The sequence below is a fragment of the Saccharopolyspora ipomoeae genome (assembly GCF_029952525.1).
In the GTDB taxonomy this organism is placed as follows: Bacteria; Actinomycetota; Actinomycetes; order Mycobacteriales; family Pseudonocardiaceae; genus Saccharopolyspora; species Saccharopolyspora ipomoeae.
The window spans coordinates 205887-222714 of the sequence record NZ_JASAOF010000009.1; the positions used below are offsets into that span (position 1 = coordinate 205887).

The window sequence follows — 16828 nt, forward strand, 5'->3', positions numbered from 1 at the left end:
CTCGCTCGAAGCGAACCGCATGGATCGCGCGTGTGCGTGGTGCGAGTTTTGGCGATCACTCGTGTCACGAGCGGTCACCTCACGACTCACCCTTCCGGGTCTGCGTCGTGCTGGGGCGCAACACCGAGCTTCAGGTGGTGCGGGAGGCTGTGCTCGCAGTGGGCGTCCGGTCCCGGGTACACCAGGCTCAGGTGGTCGTCCTCGAGCCACCGCACGAGGTAGGGCGGCTCTCCGTCCGAGCCGCGCACCTCGATGATCTGTCCCTTGTATCGGTGGTCGCCCAGGTGGGCACCCTCGACGATAAGCCACTCGCCGACTTCCGCGTGCATGATCGAACTCCGTGCCGGTGGTCCGCTACCTCCGAGTTTCGGCGCGGAGCTGGGGGAGCAGCAGGGGCCAAGGACTCCGATCAGCTAGCGACCTGCGAACGGCGGAACCTACTTGCCCTTGCGCGCGACGGGGATTTCCTTGGCTTCTGGCGCCTCCTTCTGAGGCATGTGGATGGTCAAGATGCCGTTGTCGTAGTCGGCCTTGATGTTGTCGACGTCGCAGCCCGAGGGCAGCAGCATCGTGCGGCTGTAGGAGCCGTAGTAGAACTCGCTGTGCGCTTCAGCTCGATCTTCCTGCCTGCGCTCGGCGTCGATCCTGAGCTGGTCGCCCTCGACGTTGATGTGGATGTCGTCGGGGTCGACGCCGGGAAGCTCGCAGCGAACCACGAAGCTGCCTTCTTCGGTGAACGCTTCGATCCGCATCGAGTGCCGCTCGCCGAACGGCCATTCGCTCTCCAACATGCGCAACAGATCCGGCAGTCCCCTGTTCGGCCGAGGCAGCAAGCTGCTCATGGTGTCCCTCCTAGCGATGACGGCTTCCCCGTCCAGCATGGGACAAACACCGAGCTCCGGCAGGGTCGAGAAGTCCTCGGTGACACCAGACGAGGGGTCGTGGGTTCGAGGCTCCCTCTTTGACCGAACGCGCAAAGGGGGTCGCGTTCGCCGGTCACCCTCTGTGGTGACGCCCGGCCTGTTCCTGAAGGGGACGTTGTTCAGCGGGACTGCCCGGCTTCTTCTGAAGCCGGGCAGCCCCGGTATGCGGTGTTGGCGGCGGACCTGCCAGTCGCGGTCAGGTGAAGCTGGTGACCGCCAGCTGGTAGCAGACCGCGGCGATGGCGACCAGCCCGATGGCGGCCAGCGCGTTCTGCCACCACTTGTTGCGCAGGTCGCCCATCAGGCCGGGCCGGTTGGCCAGGACGACGAGCAGCACGGCCAGGACGGGAGCGACGACGACCGTCAACGCCTGCGCCGCGATGATCAGCTGGACCGGTGATTGCCCGCGCGCCAGGACGGTGACGAGGGCGCCGAAGCCGAGCACGCCCAGGATCCCGGCGCGGACCCGCCACGAGGCGAGCCTGTTGCCGAAACCGAGGCCGTCGGAGAGCAGGGTGCCGCCCGCGGTGGCGTTGGCGATCATCGCCGAGATCGCGGCTCCGGTGAAGCCCAGCGAGAAGATGGTCCGCCCGGCTTCTCCGGCGATCGGGGTGAGCACGGCCGAGAACTGCTTGAGCGTGGCGCCCTCCTCGCCGCCGACCCCGGGCAGGACCGCGGCGGCGGCCATGATGACCAGCGCTGTCATGATCCCGGGCGCGACGATGCCGGGGATGGTGTCGGCGATGGTCGTCTCGCGGTACTGCTCGCGGCGGAGCCCGCGCTCGCGCGAGGCGTAACCGGCGTAGAAGGCGGCGTTGACCGAGAAGTTGGTGCCCACCAGGGCGACGATCAGCAGCCCGACTCCGGAGGGAACGACCGGGACCACGGACCCGACGGCGGCGGCTCCCCAGTCGGGCCGGGTCACGATCGCGGTGGCGACGAACGACGCGGCCATGATCGCGACGATGACCAGTACGAGCTTCTCGATGAGCGTGTAGAGGCGTCGCGCGAAGAGGATCCCGACCACCACGGCCGTGCAGGCCAGCGTCCACCACATGGGCGAGCCGCCGAACACCAGCGACAGGCCCAGCCCCGAGCCGACGGCGTTGCCGACGGAGAACATCAGGGTGATGGCGAAGACGCCGAACCCGGCCAGGCCACCGACCCGGCGGCCCAGGTGCTCCTTGATCGTCTGGACGACAGAGCCCTTCGAGACGAGCGCGATGCGGATGCTCATGTCGGCGTAGATGAGCATCAGCGCGGTCGAGACGGCGATGACCCAGATCAGGGAGTACCCGAATCGGCTCCCGGCCTGCACCGCCGAGGTGAGGTTGCCGGGCCCGAACTGCCAGGCGCCGACGATGAAGGCCGGCCCCATCAGGGCCAGCATCCGCAGGATTCGGCGTCCACGGCCGACCGGGGCGGAACCGGAGGTGTCGCTGGGCCCGTTGTTCATCCGGGCGGGTGCTGCATCGGACATCGTGCTTCCTCACCCCCACGCGGCATTGTCGCGGGGTCGTTCGGGGACGGCATTGTCACCGGACCGGCCGGGTGGCCGGCAAGGGCCGGATGCGATCGCGCACCCGGCCCGCGGGTCGGCTCAGACGAGCCGCGCGCTGCGCAGCGCCTGGACGATCTCCTGCTCGGCCTCGGCGGAGAGGTCGAGCAGGGGAGAGCGCACGGTCGCGTTCTCCAGCACGCCGAGCGCCTTGAGCGCCAGCTTGAGGGCCACCGTGCCCTCCATGTGCGAGCCGCGGTGGTAGACGGCCTTGGTGACCGGCAGCAGGCGGTCGTGCACCGCGCGGGCCGCCGCGTAGTCCCGGGCCTTGCCTGCGGCGATCAGTTCGAGCAGCGGTGCGGGGGCGATGTTGCCGTACCCGACCAGCAGGCCGTCCACGTCGAACATGGTGTGCAGCAGGTACTCGTCGTGGCACGACAGGATCTGCAGATCGGGGTTCTCCCGCCGCAGGACGGGGATCTCGGTGTCCCAGCGGCGCATGTTGCGCACGCCGTTCTTGGTGGCGAACACACCCGGCTGGGCGGCGATCTCGAGCTGGGTGTCGAGGTCGTAGTTCGCCTTGGTGACGTCCGGGTACTGGAAGAGGATGCAGGGCAGGCCCGCCTCCTCGTAGATCGCTCGGTAGCGCTCCTGCGGGGCGCCCTGCTGGTAGCCGAACCGCAGCCAGCCGTGCGAGGGGTACACCAGCGCCGCCTGGGCGCCTGCGGCGACCGCGCGCTTGGCCTCCTCGACGGCCACGTGCGTGCCTTCGCCGGTGATCCCGGCGATGACCGGGACGTCGACGGCTTCGACCAGCTGGGAGACGGTGGCGACCTGCTCGTCCTGGGTCAGGAAGGTCCCCTCGCCGGCGTGGCCGAGCACCACGAGGCTCTTGACGCCGTCGTGGCCGGCCAGCCACTGGCCGAGCTTGGCCATCGCCTGGTGGTCGACCTCGCCGTCCGGCGTGAACGGGGTGACCGGGGCGGGGTTGAGGCCGCGGAGATCGAGAGACATGCCTGGGACTCCATTTCTGGGAACGGTCGCGGGAACGTTCCCAGAACGATGCGCCACGACTCGCCGGGTGTCAAGACCGATCCCGGGAACGTTCCCAACTTCCGGTAGGCTCCGGGGTGTGGTGACGATTCTCGATGTGGCCCGAGCGGCCGGGGTCAGCAAGTCCACGGTCTCCCGCGTGCTCGACGAACGCCTTCCGCGCTCCACCAACGCGACCGCGGAGCGCGTGCGCGAGGTCGCGGCCGAACTCGGCTACGTCCGCGACCCGCTCGCTTCCGGGCTGCGCCGCTCCGGGACCAGCACGGTGGGGGTGATCGTCCCCAGGCTCACCGACACGGTCATGGCGATGCTCTACGAGGCGATCACCGAGGTCGCGGCCGGACGCGACCTGTTCACGGTCGTGGCCACCACCGAGGACCTGCCGGAGGCGCAGGACAAGGCCGTGGAGTCGCTGCGGAGGCGCCGGGTCGACGGGCTCATCCTCACCACGGCGCGCGTCGGCGAGCCCGTCGACGTCGGCGGGACCCCCTACGCGCTCGCCCTGCGCACCGACGGAGCCGGCCCGGCCGCCATCGGGGACGACCGCCTCGGAGCGCAACTGGCCACCCGGCACCTCATCGACCTGGGGCACCGCAGGATCGGCCTGGTCGGCGGACCCGAGTACGCGTCGAGCGCACGTGGGCGCGCGGAGGGCTACCGGGAAGCGCTGGATAGCGGCGGGATCGGGTTCGACCCGGCGTTGGTCGCCGGTGATGCGTTCTCGATCGAGGCCGGTGAGATCGCGGGGCGTGCGCTGCTGGATCGCCCGGACCGGCCGAGCGCGGTGTTCGCGGTCAACGACAACACGGCGATCGGTGTGCTCGCCGCCGCGCACGCGCTGGGCCTGGAGGTGCCGAGGGACGTGTCGATCGTCGGCTACAACGACATCCCGGTGGTCAGCAGGCTGCCGGTGCCGCTGACCACCGTGCGGGTGCCGTTCCGGCAGATCGCCGCCGACGCGTTGCGCCTCGTCCTCGACGACGGGACGGCGAGGGGTGAAACCGCGGTGAGCGCCCCGACTCTCATCCCGCGAGCCTCCACGGCACCGCCGCGTTGATGGTGCGGTACTCCGGGCTTCGTTCGGGGTCTGGACCGGCGTGCTCGGCACCGCGCCCAGGCCGCCGTGCGATGCGGATGCCTATCGCGTAGCGGTGAGAGCGGCGACGTAAATCGCTGCGGGGTTTCCCGGTTGCCAGCCCGGCAAGGGGTCGATCATGTCGATCTGAACGAAACCGCGGCGTTCCCAGAAGGCACGCGTGGCCAGGTACGGCTCGTACCCGGCACCAGCGTCGAGCGTCTTCACTTCGACCACCGCACGGCCGCTCTCGGTCAGATCGCGCACCACGCGATCCAGCAGCAGCGTGCCCACGCCCCTGCCGCGCAGCTGCGGCGCGACAGCCATCCACAGAATCTCGGCAGCACGCGCCGACCGGTGGTCCACGATCACGAACCCGACAAGGACACCGCTTTTCGTGGCGACCCACGCCGGATGGGCCGACAGATCGGTCACGACCTTCTCGGGGACGTCATCGGTGAAGTAATCGGGCAGTTCCCGCACGATCGCAGCACAATCCACGGCATCGCCGGGTTCTCCCGGCCGGACGGCGAACACGTCCTGACGATCGCGCGGTCAGCACCGAACGTCAAACGCTTTTCGGCTGCCCGCAGCTGCGACCGTCCTTCAGCCGATCAGGTCGGGTCGGACCCGGGCGATCTCCTGGGCGAGTTGCCGGACGGTGGTGCTGTTCGGCAGTCGCAACCGGACTTCCGGATCGGCCGTGGGCAGCTGGTTCAGCAGCGCTTGGTGGCGGGTGACGAAGCGGCGGTCGACCGGCGTGAACACCAGGGCCGGCGGCAGGGCTTTGGAGTTCGGGTCGTCCTCGACCGGCGGGCGCGCTTCCTGGCCGCGGACGGCGCGCACCTCCTCCCACGCGATCAGGTCGGACTTGCGGCCGGCCTGCCACCGGAGTCCGCGCTCGTCGACCGCGAAGCGGTGGGTGCGGGGGAACGTGTTGAGCATCAGCAGCAGGCCGCCCAGCGCGAGCGCGCCGAAGAGGAACATGGCGAAGCTGTCGGGAATGTCGCCGCGCGCCGTGTGGGACGGGTTCCCGACGTCCGGGAAGAGGGCGGCGAGGCCGAAGAACACGAACATGGCCAACCCGAGGATGCACAACGTCCGGCCGGAGCGGTATTCGATGACCGGAGTCCCGGGGGCGGGGGACCACGCTTGTTCGGACATGACGGGCAGCGTAGTCGATCCCCGCCGCAAATCCGGGCTTTCAGCCAGAACGTGATCTCAGCCGGTGCGATGGCCGCGGCTTTCCAGAGCGAGGGAGGTGAGGACTCCTGCCAGCAGACCCCAGAAGGCCGAGTTGATGTTGAGCGGGTGAACGCCGGAGACGGTGACGAGGAAGGCCACGAGGGCCCCGAGGGTGAAGGTCGTCTGGAAGGCGGTGACGAACGCGCCCTGCAGCGCTCTGAGCATGGCGAGGCCGCCGAGGACGGCGATGAACGCCGGGGGAGTGGCCAGCATGAACCGGACGAACGCGGGGGCCAACAGGCCCACGACGACCGCGCCCGCGCCGCAGACGATGCCCGCCGTGTACTGGCGCGAGCGCTCGGTGGAGGCGACCAGCAGGGCGTTGGTCGGCCCCGTCAGGCACGTCGACACCGCGCCCACCGCGGCCGCCGGCAACGACCACAGCCCGCACAGCACGGCCGCCACGTTCGTCGGCGGCCGGTGACCGGCCTGCTTGAGAACCGCTGTGCCCTGGCCGTTCTGGACCACCAGCACCGTGATCGCCAGCGGCACGACCAGCTCGGTGATCGCTCGCCACGAGAACTCCGGCACCTGCAGCATCGGCTCGGCCAGCCATCCGGACCCGGCCACCGCGAACCGGCCCGAGGCGGCGACCGCGATCGCTCCGGCGACCAGCGCGCCGAGGATCGGCGGCACCGCACGACCTGCTCCGGGGAAGGCGCTGAGCAGCACGAACACCGCGATCATGGGTACGGCGACCAGGGCGTCCGAGCCGGTGGCGGTGACGAGGTCGAGGCCGAAGCGCAGGAACACCCCCGCCACCATCGCCATCACGATCGGCATCGGCAGCGCCGCCATGATCGTCCGCACCCAGCCGGTGAGGCCGATCGCGAGGATCAGCAGCGCGGTCACCACGAACGCGCCCAGCACCTCCGGCCAGCTCAGGTGGTCGAGCGACGCCCCGACCACGACCGTGCCGGGGATCGTCCAGAAGAACGCCAGCGGCTGCCGGTACACCCACGAGGCGATCGCGGTGAGGATGCCGTTGAGGAAGAACACCCCGAACACCCACGACGCCAGCTGGCCGGAGCTCAACCCGCCCTGGGTCCCGGCGCTCAGGATCACGGCGATCGGTCCGGTCGCGGAGAACACGAGCCCGACCACGCCACCGGCGACCGAGGATCCGCTCAGATCCCGCAGCACCTGGCGCGGACGCGCAGGTGACGGGCGTTCGAAGCGGTCGCGGTGAGACGGACTTTCGGTTTCGGTGGTGAGAGTACTGGTCACGATCTCCCCTCGGTGGTGGGGGAAGTTTTCATGAAAACTTCCCCCACGCCACGAACAGAAGGTTTTCATGAAAACTTCCCCACCACCAACCCCCTCAGAATCCAAAAGTCCTGGTGAAACCACCAATTCGTGAACCCCTGCCGGGATCTCCCAGGGTCCCGTTCGGTGGTGGGGGAGGGAAGTTTTCATGAAAACTTTGTCTACGTAGTGGGAGGGAGGTTTTCATGAAAACTTTCCTCCCACCGCTGAAGACAGGAGAACGCCGGGTGTCCGGTGTGGACACCCGGCGTTCGCGGAGTCCTACTGGTCGATCTTGTTGGGATGCACCGCCAGCGGCGTGACCTCGATGTCCATGTAGGCGAACAGCGGAAGCCCGGACAGCAGCGCGTGCAGCTCGTCGTGGTCGGCGACGTCGACGACCGAGACGTTCGCGAACTCACCGGCGACCCGCCACAGGTGCGGCCACCGGCCCTCGCGCTGCGCCTTCTGGCTGTAGGCCCGCTCTCGCGCCAGCAGGTCGGCGCGCACCTCCGGATCCATGTCCGCAGGCAGGTTCACGTCCATCCGGATGTGGTAGAGCACGAGACCTCCTGATCAGGCGGGGTCGAGGACGAAGCCGTACTCGATGGCCTCGCCACCGGCCACCGGCTTCGGGGCCAGCATCAGCTCCGGCTTGACCGCCGAGGCGATGTCGTCGTCGTTGTGCTCGTCGCCGGGGAAGTACAGCTGCGCGGTCAGCAGCTCGTGGCCCGGGGCCGAGACCTTGACGTGCAGGTGCGCCGGTCGCCACGCGTGCCACCCGGCCGCGGCGATGAGCTTGCCGCACGCCCCGTCGGTGGGGATCTGGTACGGAGCCGGGCGAACCGTGCGGATCTCGAAGTTGCCCTCGGCGTCGGTGGTGAACGACGCGCGCAGGTTCCACTCCGGCAGGTTCGGCGCGAACTGCGAGTAGAAGCCGTCGGCGTCGGCGTGCCACAGCTCCACCTTCGCGCCCGCCAGCGCGGACCCGTTGGTGGAGGTGACCTTCCCGGTCCAGGTCAGCGGCGTGCCCGGCTCGTCGTCGCGCATCGGGACCGAGCCGCTGGAGCCCTGCTCGGGGGCGTCGGGCACGTAGTAGGGGCCCTCGATGGTGCCCTTGTTGCCCTTGCGGTGTTCGGTGGCGACCTCTTCGACGACGTGCTCGACCCAGACGTCGAGGAACAGCGGCCACTCGCCGTCCTCGCCGACGCTGATCAGCCACGCCTTGAGCGCGTTGTACTCGTCGTAGGTGACCTTGTGCTTGCGGATCGTGCTGTGCACGGCCTCGATCACCTCGCGGGCCAGGGTGCTGACCCGCTCGGGCGGCGTGCCCTCGACGCCGAGGAACTTGTCGCTCTTGAACCGCTCGGTGGCGCTCGCGCCGGAGGCGGCGGCGGTGGCCTCGTCGTGTGCCGTGGTCATGGGAATCCTCCTTGATTCGTGGTGGGTGGTGTCAGCGGTCCTGGCGGTAGTGCCGGAGCTTGTCGGGATCGATCTCGGCGCCGAGCCCGGCGCCGGGGCGGACGGCGAGCTCGCCGTCGCTGATCGTCAGCGGTTCGGTCAGCAGGTCGTCGCTCATGTCCAGGAAGTTCGACAGCTCGCCTGCCCGGTGGGAGGTCAGCGCGTGCGCGGCGCCGAAGGCCACGGTGCCCAGCGTCCCGATCTGGCCGTCGATCTGGTTGCCCATCACGACCTCCAGGCCGAGTCCTTCGGCGAGGTGGTGGGTGCGCTGGGACCGGGTGAAGCCGGTGCGGGCGGTCTTGATGCTCACCGCCGTGGCCGAGCCGCCGAGGATCTCGCGGGTGACGTCGGCCGGGGTGACGGCGGATTCGTCGGCGATGAACGGCACGTCGAGCTGCTGCACCAGCCAGCGCCGCCCCAGCACGTCGTCGGCCGGGCACAGCTCCTCGGCGAAGAGCAGGTCGAGGTCGGCCATCTCCTTCATGGCCCGCGCCGACTCGGCGGCCGTCCAGCCGCGGTTGCCGTCGACGTAGAGCTCCACGGCGTCGCCGAGCCCCTCGCGCAGCGCGCGGACCACGGCGGTGTCCAGCGAGACCGGGCGGCGCCCGACCTTGACCTTGAAGGTGGTGATCCCGCAGGTGTCGCGCATCTTCTCGGCCTCGGCGACCATCGCGGCCGGCTCGTCGAAGCCGAGCATGTGCGAGACGCGCATCCGGTCGGTGTAGCCGCCGAGCAGCTCGGTCACCGACACGTCGAGGCTGCGCCCCAGGGCGTCCCACATCGCCATGTCCACAGCGGACTTCGCGGTCGGGTTGCCGACCGTGCGCGCCATCCGGGCGTGGGCGACCTCGCGCTCCAGCAGGCTCAGACCCGTGACCTGCGGTGCGAAGAGCGAGTCGATGACGGCGACGATCCCGGCCTGGGTCTCGCCGTAGGTGAACGGCCGCGGCGGTGCTTCGGCGACGCCGACGACCCCGTCGTCGGTGTGCACCCGCACCAGCACGTGCTCGGCCGCGTGGACCTCGCCGGAGGCGAAGCGCAGCGGCTTGCGGTAGGGGATGGCGAACGGGATCGCGTCCACCTGGGTGATCTTCATCAGCCGGCCTCCGCGGCGGGTCGTGCGGACGGGAAGACGTCCTCCAGCTCGGTGAGGACGGTGTTGACCAGGGGAGAGCTCGTGTCGCGGTGCCAGGCCACGGCCAGCTCCACCGACGCCGCCCCGGACAGGTCGCGGAACACGACCCCGGCCAGCGGCAGCGCCCGCGCCGACGCGGGAACCACCCCGACGCCCAACCCACCGGCGACCAGCGCCAGCAGCGCGGCGGTGCCCGGGGCCTGGTGCTGCTGGACGGGGGTGAACCCGGCGTCGCGGCAGCTGCGCAGCACCGCGTCGTGCACCACGGAGTGGCGGCCGTCGTAGGTCACCAGCGGTTCGGTGCGCAGGTCGGCGGTGGAGACCACGGGCTCCACCGCCAGCCGGTGATCGGCCGGAACCGCCAGGATCAGCGGTTCGACCTCGATGACCCGGTAGTCGATGTCGTCGGCGGTCACCGGTGGCCGCAGCACGCCGACGCCCAGCGAGCCGTCGCGCAGCTGCGCGCACTGGTCGGCGGTGAGCAGCTCGGCCCGCACCTCCAGCTCGACCTGCGGTACCCGCTGGGCCAGCGCCCGCGCCAGGTGCGGCAGGTGGGAGAAGGCGGCGGTGCCGGTGAACCCGACGCGCACCAGTCCCGACCGGCCCTCGCCGATGCGCTGCACCCCGCGCACCCCGGCGTCCACGGCGGCCAGCACCCGCTGGGCCTCGCCCAGGAAGAACTCGCCCGCCGGGGTCACCCGCACCTGCCTGGTCGTGCGCTCCAGCAGCGCCACCCCGAGCTCGTCCTCCAGCTGCCGGACGGTGTGCGACAGGGCGGGCTGGGCGATGTGCAGCTGCTCGGCGGCCCGGCCGAAGTGGCACGTCTCGGCGACGGTGGCGAAGTAGCGCAGGTGTCGAAGTTCCACGACGGTCCTCCTCCCACGTCCTCGTCGCCGATTTCTCTCACGGTAGGCACCGCGCTGATCGAAGACAAAGACCTGGTTTCGCGTGATTGATAAGCGGCATCGATGAATAGCACCCTAGGTCAGGTCTAGGTCTTTGTCCGGTGTGACCGGAACCACGGGCTGTCATCGTCCTGGGTCAACGCCACGGCGGCCCCGAGTCGCCGCGATCAGAGTCGATCCGGCTGGAGGATCCATGACCGAGATGCTGAACCACGCCGCCGCCGTCGTCGCGGACGCCGTCGTCGAGGACCGCGAGGCCGGGGTCTACCGGGCCAACCGGCAGATCTTCACCGACGAGGAGATCTTCGAACTCGAGATGAAGCACATCTTCGAGGGCAACTGGATCTACCTCGCCCACGAGAGCCAGCTGCCGAATCCCGGGGACTACTTCACCACCTACATCGGTCGCCAGCCGGTCGTGATCACCCGCGCCAAGGACGGCGAGCTGCACTGCCTGATCAACGCCTGCGCCCACCGCGGCGCGATGATCTGCCGCCGCAAGGCCGACAACCGCACCACGCTGACCTGCCCGTTCCACGGCTGGACGTTCCGCAACGACGGCAAGCTGCTCAAGGTCAAGGACCCCGACGGCGCCGGCTACCCGGAGACCTTCGACCGCGACGGCTCGCACGACATGACCAAGGTCGCCCGCTTCGACTCCTACCGCGGGTTCCTGTTCGGCAGCCTCAACCCCGACGTGGCGCCGCTGGCCGAGCACCTGGGCGACACCACCAAGGTCATCGACATGCTCGTCGACCAGTCGCCGGAGGGGCTGGAGGTGCTGCGCGGCGCTTCCACCTACACCTTCGACGGGAACTGGAAGGTGCAGGCCGAGAACGGTGCCGACGGCTACCACGTCACCGCCACGCACTGGAACTACGCGGCCACCACCGCGCGCCGCAACACCGGCGAGTCCAAGAACAGCACCAAGACCCTCGACGCGGGCAGCTGGGGCAAGTCCGGCGGCGGCTACTGGTCCTACCCCAACGGGCACCTGTGCCTGTGGACGTGGGCGGGCAACCCGCAGGACCGCCCGCTGTGGCCGCAGTTGGACGAGCTGAAGGAGAAGTTCGGCGAGGCCAAGGGCGAGTTCATGGTGCGCGGCTCCCGGAACCTGTGCCTGTACCCGAACGTCTACCTGATGGACCAGTTCTCCACGCAGATCCGGCACTTCCGGCCGATCGCGCCGGACAAGACCGAGGTCACCATCTACTGCATCGCCCCCAAGGGCGAGAGCGCCGAGGCGCGGGCGTGGCGGATCCGCCAGTACGAGGACTTCTTCAACGCCTCCGGCATGGCCACCCCCGACGACCTGGAGGAGTTCCGCTCCTGCCAGCTGACCTTCCGCGCCACCGCCGCGCCCTGGAACGACATGAGCCGCGGCGCCGAGCACTGGCTCACCGGGCCCGACGAGGTCGCCGAGGCGCTGGACATGCACGGCGTCATCTCGGCCGGTCAGAAGAACGAGGACGAGGGCCTGTACCCGGTGCAGCACGGCTACTGGCAGGAGACCATGCGCGCCGCCATCGCCGCCGAACGCGCCGGCCAGTGACCGCCTCGACCACCAGGAGAGTCCCGATGACCACCGCCACCCAGCAGATCACCCAGCAGGACATCGAGCAGTTCCTCTACCGCGAGGCCCGCTACCTCGACGACCGCGAGTTCGAGAAGTGGCTGGAGTGCTACGCCGACGACGTCGTCTACTGGATGCCCTCGTGGGGCGACGACGACCTGCTCACCGAGGACCCGCAGACCGACATCTCGCTCATCTACTACCCGAACAAGGGCGGGCTGGAGGACCGGGTGTTCCGGATCCGCACCGAGCGCTCCAGCGCCACCTCCATCCCCGAGCCGCGCACCAGCCACAACATCAGCAACGTGGAGCTCATCGAGCGGCGCGGCGACATCGTGGACGTGCGGTTCAACTGGCACACCATGTACTTCCGGTACAAGACCGTGGACCCCTACTACGGGACGTCGTTCTACACCATCGACTTCTCCGGGCCGTCGCCGCTGATCCGCCGGAAGACCGTGGTGCTCAAGAACGACTACATCCACCACGTCGTCGACGTGTACCACATCTGAGCGGGGCCGCTATGAATCACCAAGTAGCGCTCTCCTTCGAGGACGGTGTCACGCGCTTCATCGAGTGCTCGCCGGATCAGACCGTGGCCGACGCGTCCTACCGGCAGCGGATCAACATCCCGCTGGACTGCCGCGACGGCGCGTGCGGGACGTGCAAGGCGTTCTGCGAGTCCGGCGACTACGACGGCGGCACCTACATCGACGACGCGCTCACCGCGGACGAGGCCGACCGCGGCTACGTGCTGCCGTGCAGCATGACGCCCAAGTCCGACCTGGTGCTGCGGATCGCCAGCACCTCGGCGGTGGCCAAGACGCAGGCGGCGACGTTCCCGGCGACGTTGACCGCGCTGGAACGGCTCTCGCCGACGACGGTGTCGGTGACGCTGAAGACCCCGGAGCGGGACAAGCTGGCGTTCCTGCCCGGCCAGTACGTCAACATCGCCGTGCCCGGCACCGACGAGACGCGGTCGTACTCCTTCAGCAGCGCGCCCGACGACGAGCACCTGAGCTTCCTGGTCAAGCTCACCCCGGGCGGGGTGATGTCGGACTACCTCACCGACCGCGCGAAGCCCGGCGACGAGCTGACGTTCACCGGACCGCACGGCAGCTTCTTCCTGCGCGAGACCGACCGGCCGGTGCTGCTGCTGGCCGGCGGCACCGGCCTCGCCCCGATCCTGTCGATCCTGCGCACCATGCGGGCGAGCGGGACCAAGCGTCCCGCGCACCTGATCTACGGCGTGACCACCGACGACGACCTCGTCGAGCTCGACACCGTGGCCGAGCTGGCCTCCGGCATCGCGAACCTGACCTGGGACTACTGCGTCGCCGATCCCGCCAGCTCGGCACCGAACAAGGGCTACGTCACCAGGTTCCTCCGCGACGAGCACCTGCACGGCGGGGACGTGGCGGTGTACCTGTGCGGTCCACCGCCGATGGTGGAGGCGGTGCGCGGGCACTTCGCCGACGGCGGAGTCGAGCCGACCGGTTTCTACTACGAGAAGTTCGCCCTCGCCGCGACCCCGGAACCGGCCCCGGAACCGGTGGCTGTCGAACCGGCGGCTGGTCTCGAGGAGGAGGGAAGTTTTCATGAAAACTTCCCCACCCCCACCCCCACCACCCAACCCGACCCGGTCACGGAGAGTGGTGCGGAGTTGGAAACCCCGTCTGAACTGGAGGAAAACCCCGACGGGGGGCGGAAGTTGGCCGGTCAGAGCATCTTCCCGGAGTGTTCCGTTACCGCATCGGGTGGTGGGGTTGTGCGTTCGGTAGCTGAGGAGATCGCTACGGCGAGTTCCATTGCCGGACAACGCATTTGGGACGGCTCTGGGAGCGGTGTCCGGGAACTCGACGGTGGCGGGGTCTTGCGGGAGAACGTCGAGGCTCGGTGCGTCGCCGGCCAGGAGGTGCTGGCCGCGCGGTCCTTCGAACCGGTGGTGCCGCCCGCTCCGGGCGGGTACGAGATCGGCGAGGAGCACCCGTCGGTGCACGAGTCGGACGCCGTGTTCGAGGCGCGGCAGGCACTGGAGCTGGGCGCGCTCGAACTCACCATCGGCCGGCTCAGCTCGCAGCAGCTCGCCGGGTACCGGCTGCTCGCCGAGTCCGCCGTGCCCTACGTCGAGGGGGACCGGTTCGTCGACGCCGCCGCCTACACCGAGGCCAACGCGGCGTTCCACGACTACCTGTTCACCCTCACCGGCAACGAGCACCTCCTGCAGGCCTACCGCGCGCTCGGCGTGAAGGGCCACATGGAGACCACGCTGCGCAACGCCACCTGGTGCGATCCGCGCTGCACCCAGGACCACCTCGACATCGTCGAGGCCTTCGAGTCCGGTGACCGCACCGCGGCCCGGCGGCTCGTCGCCGAGCACGCCGAGCGCTCGAAGGTCACCACCCGGCGCGCGATGGCCGACGCCGAGGCCGCCAAGCGACCGCGGTTCGTCACCCCGGGCCGCTTCGACGGCAAGGTCGTCGTGGTCACCGGAGCAGCCCAGGGCATCGGCGAGCAGACCGCCCGCCGGATCGCCGCCGAAGGCGGCGACCTCGTGCTGGCCGACCGATCATCGCTGGTCGAAGGTCTGGCCGAGGAGCTCGCGGGCGAGCCCGTGGTGGCCGACCTGGAGACCTGGGAGGGCGCGCAGGCCGTGGTCGACGCGGCGCTGTCCCGGCACGGCCGCATCGACGTGCTGATCAACAACGTCGGCGGGGCGATCTGGTTCAAGCCGTTCACGGAGTTCACCCCGCAGCAGATCGAGACCGAACTGCGCCGGTCGCTGATGACCACGCTGTTCACCTGCCGGGCCGCGCTGCCGTCGATGAGCGAGCGCGGCAGCGGGGTGATCGTCAACGTCTCGTCCGCCGCCACCCGGGGCGTCCACCGCATCCCGTACTCGGCCGCGAAGGGCGGGATCAACGCGGTCACCGCCTCGCTCGCCCTGGAGTGCGCCGACTCCGGCATCCGCGTGGTCGCCACGGCTCCCGGCGGAACCGAAGCACCGCCGCGCCGGATCTCCCGCGGGGGCTCGGCGCTCGAGACCGAGCAGGAGAAGGCCTGGTTCCAGGCCCACATCGACCAGACCGTGAGCACGTCGCTGATGAAGCGCTACGGCACGCTGGACGAACAGGCCGCCGCGATCACCTTCCTGGCCTCCGACGAGGCGTCCTACATCACCGGCACCGTCCTGCCGGTCGCAGGCGGCGACCTCGGTTGACGCCGGCCGGGACGGGGGTCGAAGCACCCCCGTCCCGCATCCCAGTCGTGCGGCCGCGCGCCGCCGGTCCGGCCTGATCAGGCCAAACACCCTCCCCACACCCACTTCCGGGAGCCCCTCATGTCCGAAACCGACTCAACGACGCGTCGGCGCCAGCGCACCGTGTCCTGGGTGGTCGCGCTGTCGACCATCGTGCTCATCTTCGACGGCTACGACCTCGTCGTCTACGGAACCGTCCTGCCCACCCTGCTCAAGGACCCGTCCCAGCTCGGAGCGATCACGCCGGGCCAGGCGGGCACGCTCGGCAGCTACGCGCTGATCGGCGTCCTCGTGGGAGCCCTGGCCGCCGGCACCTTCGGCGACCTGATCGGCAGGCGCCGGATCATGCTGATCAACCTCGCCTGGTTCTCGATCGGGATGGGTGCGACAGCGCTCACCCAGAGCGTCACCGCCTTCGGCATCGGACGGTTCTTCACCGGCATCGGGGTCGGCGCGCTGGTGGCGACCGTCGGGCCGCTGGTGGCGGAGTTCGCCGACCCCGGTCGGCGGAACCGGCTCAACGCCATCGTGTACAGCGGTGTGCCCGCCGGTGGAGTCCTGGCGGCGCTGCTCGCGCTCGTGCTCGACGATCTGGTCGGGTGGCGCGGGCTGTTCTGGATCGGTGCCCTGCCGCTGGTGCTCGTGCTGCCGCTCGCGGCGGTCAAGCTGCCGGAATCGCCGAAGTGGCTCGCTTCGCGCGGTGAGGTCGAGCGAGCGACCGAGCTCGCCGAGCGCACCGGGATCGAGCTGCGCGCCGAACCGGTGCGGGCATCGGGCACCGCCCGCGCCGGATTCCCGGCGCTGGCGTCGAAGGAGCTCGCGTGGCCGACCGCGCTGCTGGGCCTGATGAGCTTCGCGGGACTGCTGCTGACCTACGGGCTCAACACCTGGTTGCCGCAGATCATGGCCAACAACGGCTTCGGCAAGAGCGACTCGCTGGCGTTCCTGCTGGTGCTCAACGTCGGTGCCATCGTGGGCGGTGTGCTCGCGTCGCTGTGGGCGGACCGGGTCGGGGCCAAGCGCGTGGTCGCCACGACCTTCGTCCTCGCAGCGGCCACTCTCGTGCTGCTGCCGCTGAAGCTCCCGCTGCTCGTGCTGCTGTCAGCGGTCGCGGTCGCGGGGACCGGCACGATCGGCACGCAGGTGCTCATCTACGGTCTCGTGTCGAACTACTACCCCACGAGGGCTCGGGCGGCCGGTGTCGCCTGGTGCGCGGGATTCGGCCGGATCGGCGGCATCGTGGGCCCCGTGGTGGGCGGCGTGCTCGTCGGTGCGGGGCTGGGCGGCACCACCGCGTTCTACCTGTTCGCCGGCATCGCGGCGAGTGCGGCGTTGGTGACGTTGCTGGTGCCGCGTTCGCACGAGGAAGCAGCGGACGAAACGCCGACGGCCGTGCCGACGGCCGGCAGCACGCACGCCGTTTAAGCTGGTCGGCGCCCGTCGACGACGCGTCGGA

Annotated in this window: 16 protein-coding genes; 5 read left to right on the forward strand and 11 right to left on the reverse strand. The window is 69.8% G+C overall.

Translation table 11 applies throughout. The features are described 5' to 3' along the window. Nucleotides 1-86 precede the first annotated feature (86 nt). From QFW96_RS16675 to QFW96_RS16690, 4 genes are all read right to left on the reverse strand, one after another. Nucleotides 87-329 (reverse strand): DUF1918 domain-containing protein, encoded by a 243-nt coding sequence (locus tag QFW96_RS16675; protein WP_281456574.1) that lies wholly within the window; start codon nt 327-329, stop codon nt 87-89. A gap of 108 nt (nt 330-437) precedes the next feature. Next, the gene (locus tag QFW96_RS16680; protein ID WP_281456575.1) at nt 438-842 is read right to left on the reverse strand and encodes an Hsp20/alpha crystallin family protein; all 405 of its coding nucleotides are present in this window, start codon (nt 840-842) and stop codon (nt 438-440) included. Nucleotides 843-1119: 277 nt separating this feature from the next. Then, nucleotides 1120-2403: an Nramp family divalent metal transporter gene (locus QFW96_RS16685; protein WP_281456576.1), complete on the reverse strand. Its 1284-nt coding sequence runs from the start codon at nt 2401-2403 to the stop codon at nt 1120-1122. 120 nt (nt 2404-2523) lie between these two features. Further along, nucleotides 2524-3435 carry a dihydrodipicolinate synthase family protein gene (locus tag QFW96_RS16690; protein WP_281456577.1) on the reverse strand — a complete coding sequence of 304 codons (912 nt, stop codon included), beginning with the start codon at nt 3433-3435 and terminating at the stop codon, nt 2524-2526. A gap of 118 nt (nt 3436-3553) precedes the next feature. On the opposite strand from QFW96_RS16690, the gene QFW96_RS16695 reads away from it, so the two are divergent. Then, nucleotides 3554-4531, forward strand: coding sequence for a LacI family DNA-binding transcriptional regulator (locus QFW96_RS16695; RefSeq protein WP_281456578.1), 978 nt, complete (start codon nt 3554-3556; stop codon nt 4529-4531). An 81-nt stretch (nt 4532-4612) separates the two neighbouring features. On the opposite strand, the gene QFW96_RS16700 is transcribed toward QFW96_RS16695, so the two are convergent. From QFW96_RS16700 to QFW96_RS16730, 7 genes are all read right to left on the reverse strand, one after another. After that, entirely contained in the window at nt 4613-5086 is a 474-nt protein-coding gene (locus tag QFW96_RS16700; RefSeq protein WP_281456579.1) for a GNAT family N-acetyltransferase, read from the reverse strand. Nucleotides 5087-5155: 69 nt separating this feature from the next. Next, on the reverse strand, nt 5156-5713 hold the full coding sequence (locus tag QFW96_RS16705) for a hypothetical protein (protein ID WP_281456580.1): 558 nt from the start codon (nt 5711-5713) through the stop codon (nt 5156-5158). Between the two features lie 57 nt (nt 5714-5770). Continuing rightward, on the reverse strand, nt 5771-7021 hold the full coding sequence (locus QFW96_RS16710) for a benzoate/H(+) symporter BenE family transporter (RefSeq protein ID WP_281456581.1): 1251 nt from the start codon (nt 7019-7021) through the stop codon (nt 5771-5773). A gap of 300 nt (nt 7022-7321) precedes the next feature. Continuing rightward, nucleotides 7322-7603: a muconolactone Delta-isomerase gene (catC, locus tag QFW96_RS16715; protein WP_281456582.1), complete on the reverse strand. Its 282-nt coding sequence runs from the start codon at nt 7601-7603 to the stop codon at nt 7322-7324. Nucleotides 7604-7615: 12 nt separating this feature from the next. Then, nucleotides 7616-8461, reverse strand: coding sequence for a catechol 1,2-dioxygenase (gene catA / locus QFW96_RS16720; RefSeq protein WP_281456583.1), 846 nt, complete (start codon nt 8459-8461; stop codon nt 7616-7618). A 31-nt stretch (nt 8462-8492) separates the two neighbouring features. Further along, nucleotides 8493-9596, reverse strand: a complete 1104-nt coding sequence (locus QFW96_RS16725; protein ID WP_281456584.1) for a mandelate racemase/muconate lactonizing enzyme family protein — start codon at nt 9594-9596, stop codon at nt 8493-8495. Next, the gene (locus QFW96_RS16730) at nt 9596-10501 is read right to left on the reverse strand and encodes a LysR substrate-binding domain-containing protein (RefSeq protein ID WP_281456585.1); all 906 of its coding nucleotides are present in this window, start codon (nt 10499-10501) and stop codon (nt 9596-9598) included. The genes QFW96_RS16725 and QFW96_RS16730 overlap by 1 nt, the downstream gene beginning before the upstream one ends. 232 nt (nt 10502-10733) lie before the next feature. Here QFW96_RS16730 and benA point away from each other — a divergent pair, with 232 nt between their 5' ends. From benA to QFW96_RS16750, 4 genes are all read left to right on the forward strand, one after another. Beyond that, on the forward strand, nt 10734-12092 hold the full coding sequence (gene benA / locus QFW96_RS16735) for a benzoate 1,2-dioxygenase large subunit (RefSeq protein ID WP_281456586.1): 1359 nt from the start codon (nt 10734-10736) through the stop codon (nt 12090-12092). 26 nt (nt 12093-12118) lie between these two features. Then, nucleotides 12119-12625 carry a benzoate 1,2-dioxygenase small subunit gene (gene benB / locus QFW96_RS16740; protein WP_281456587.1) on the forward strand — a complete coding sequence of 169 codons (507 nt, stop codon included), beginning with the start codon at nt 12119-12121 and terminating at the stop codon, nt 12623-12625. 11 nt (nt 12626-12636) lie between these two features. Beyond that, on the forward strand, nt 12637-15333 hold the full coding sequence (benC, locus tag QFW96_RS16745) for a benzoate 1,2-dioxygenase electron transfer component BenC (protein WP_281456588.1): 2697 nt from the start codon (nt 12637-12639) through the stop codon (nt 15331-15333). Nucleotides 15334-15453: 120 nt separating this feature from the next. Beyond that, a complete protein-coding gene (locus tag QFW96_RS16750; protein ID WP_281456589.1) occupies nt 15454-16797 on the forward strand; it encodes an MFS transporter in 1344 nt (447 codons plus the stop codon). Nucleotides 16798-16828 lie beyond the last annotated feature (31 nt).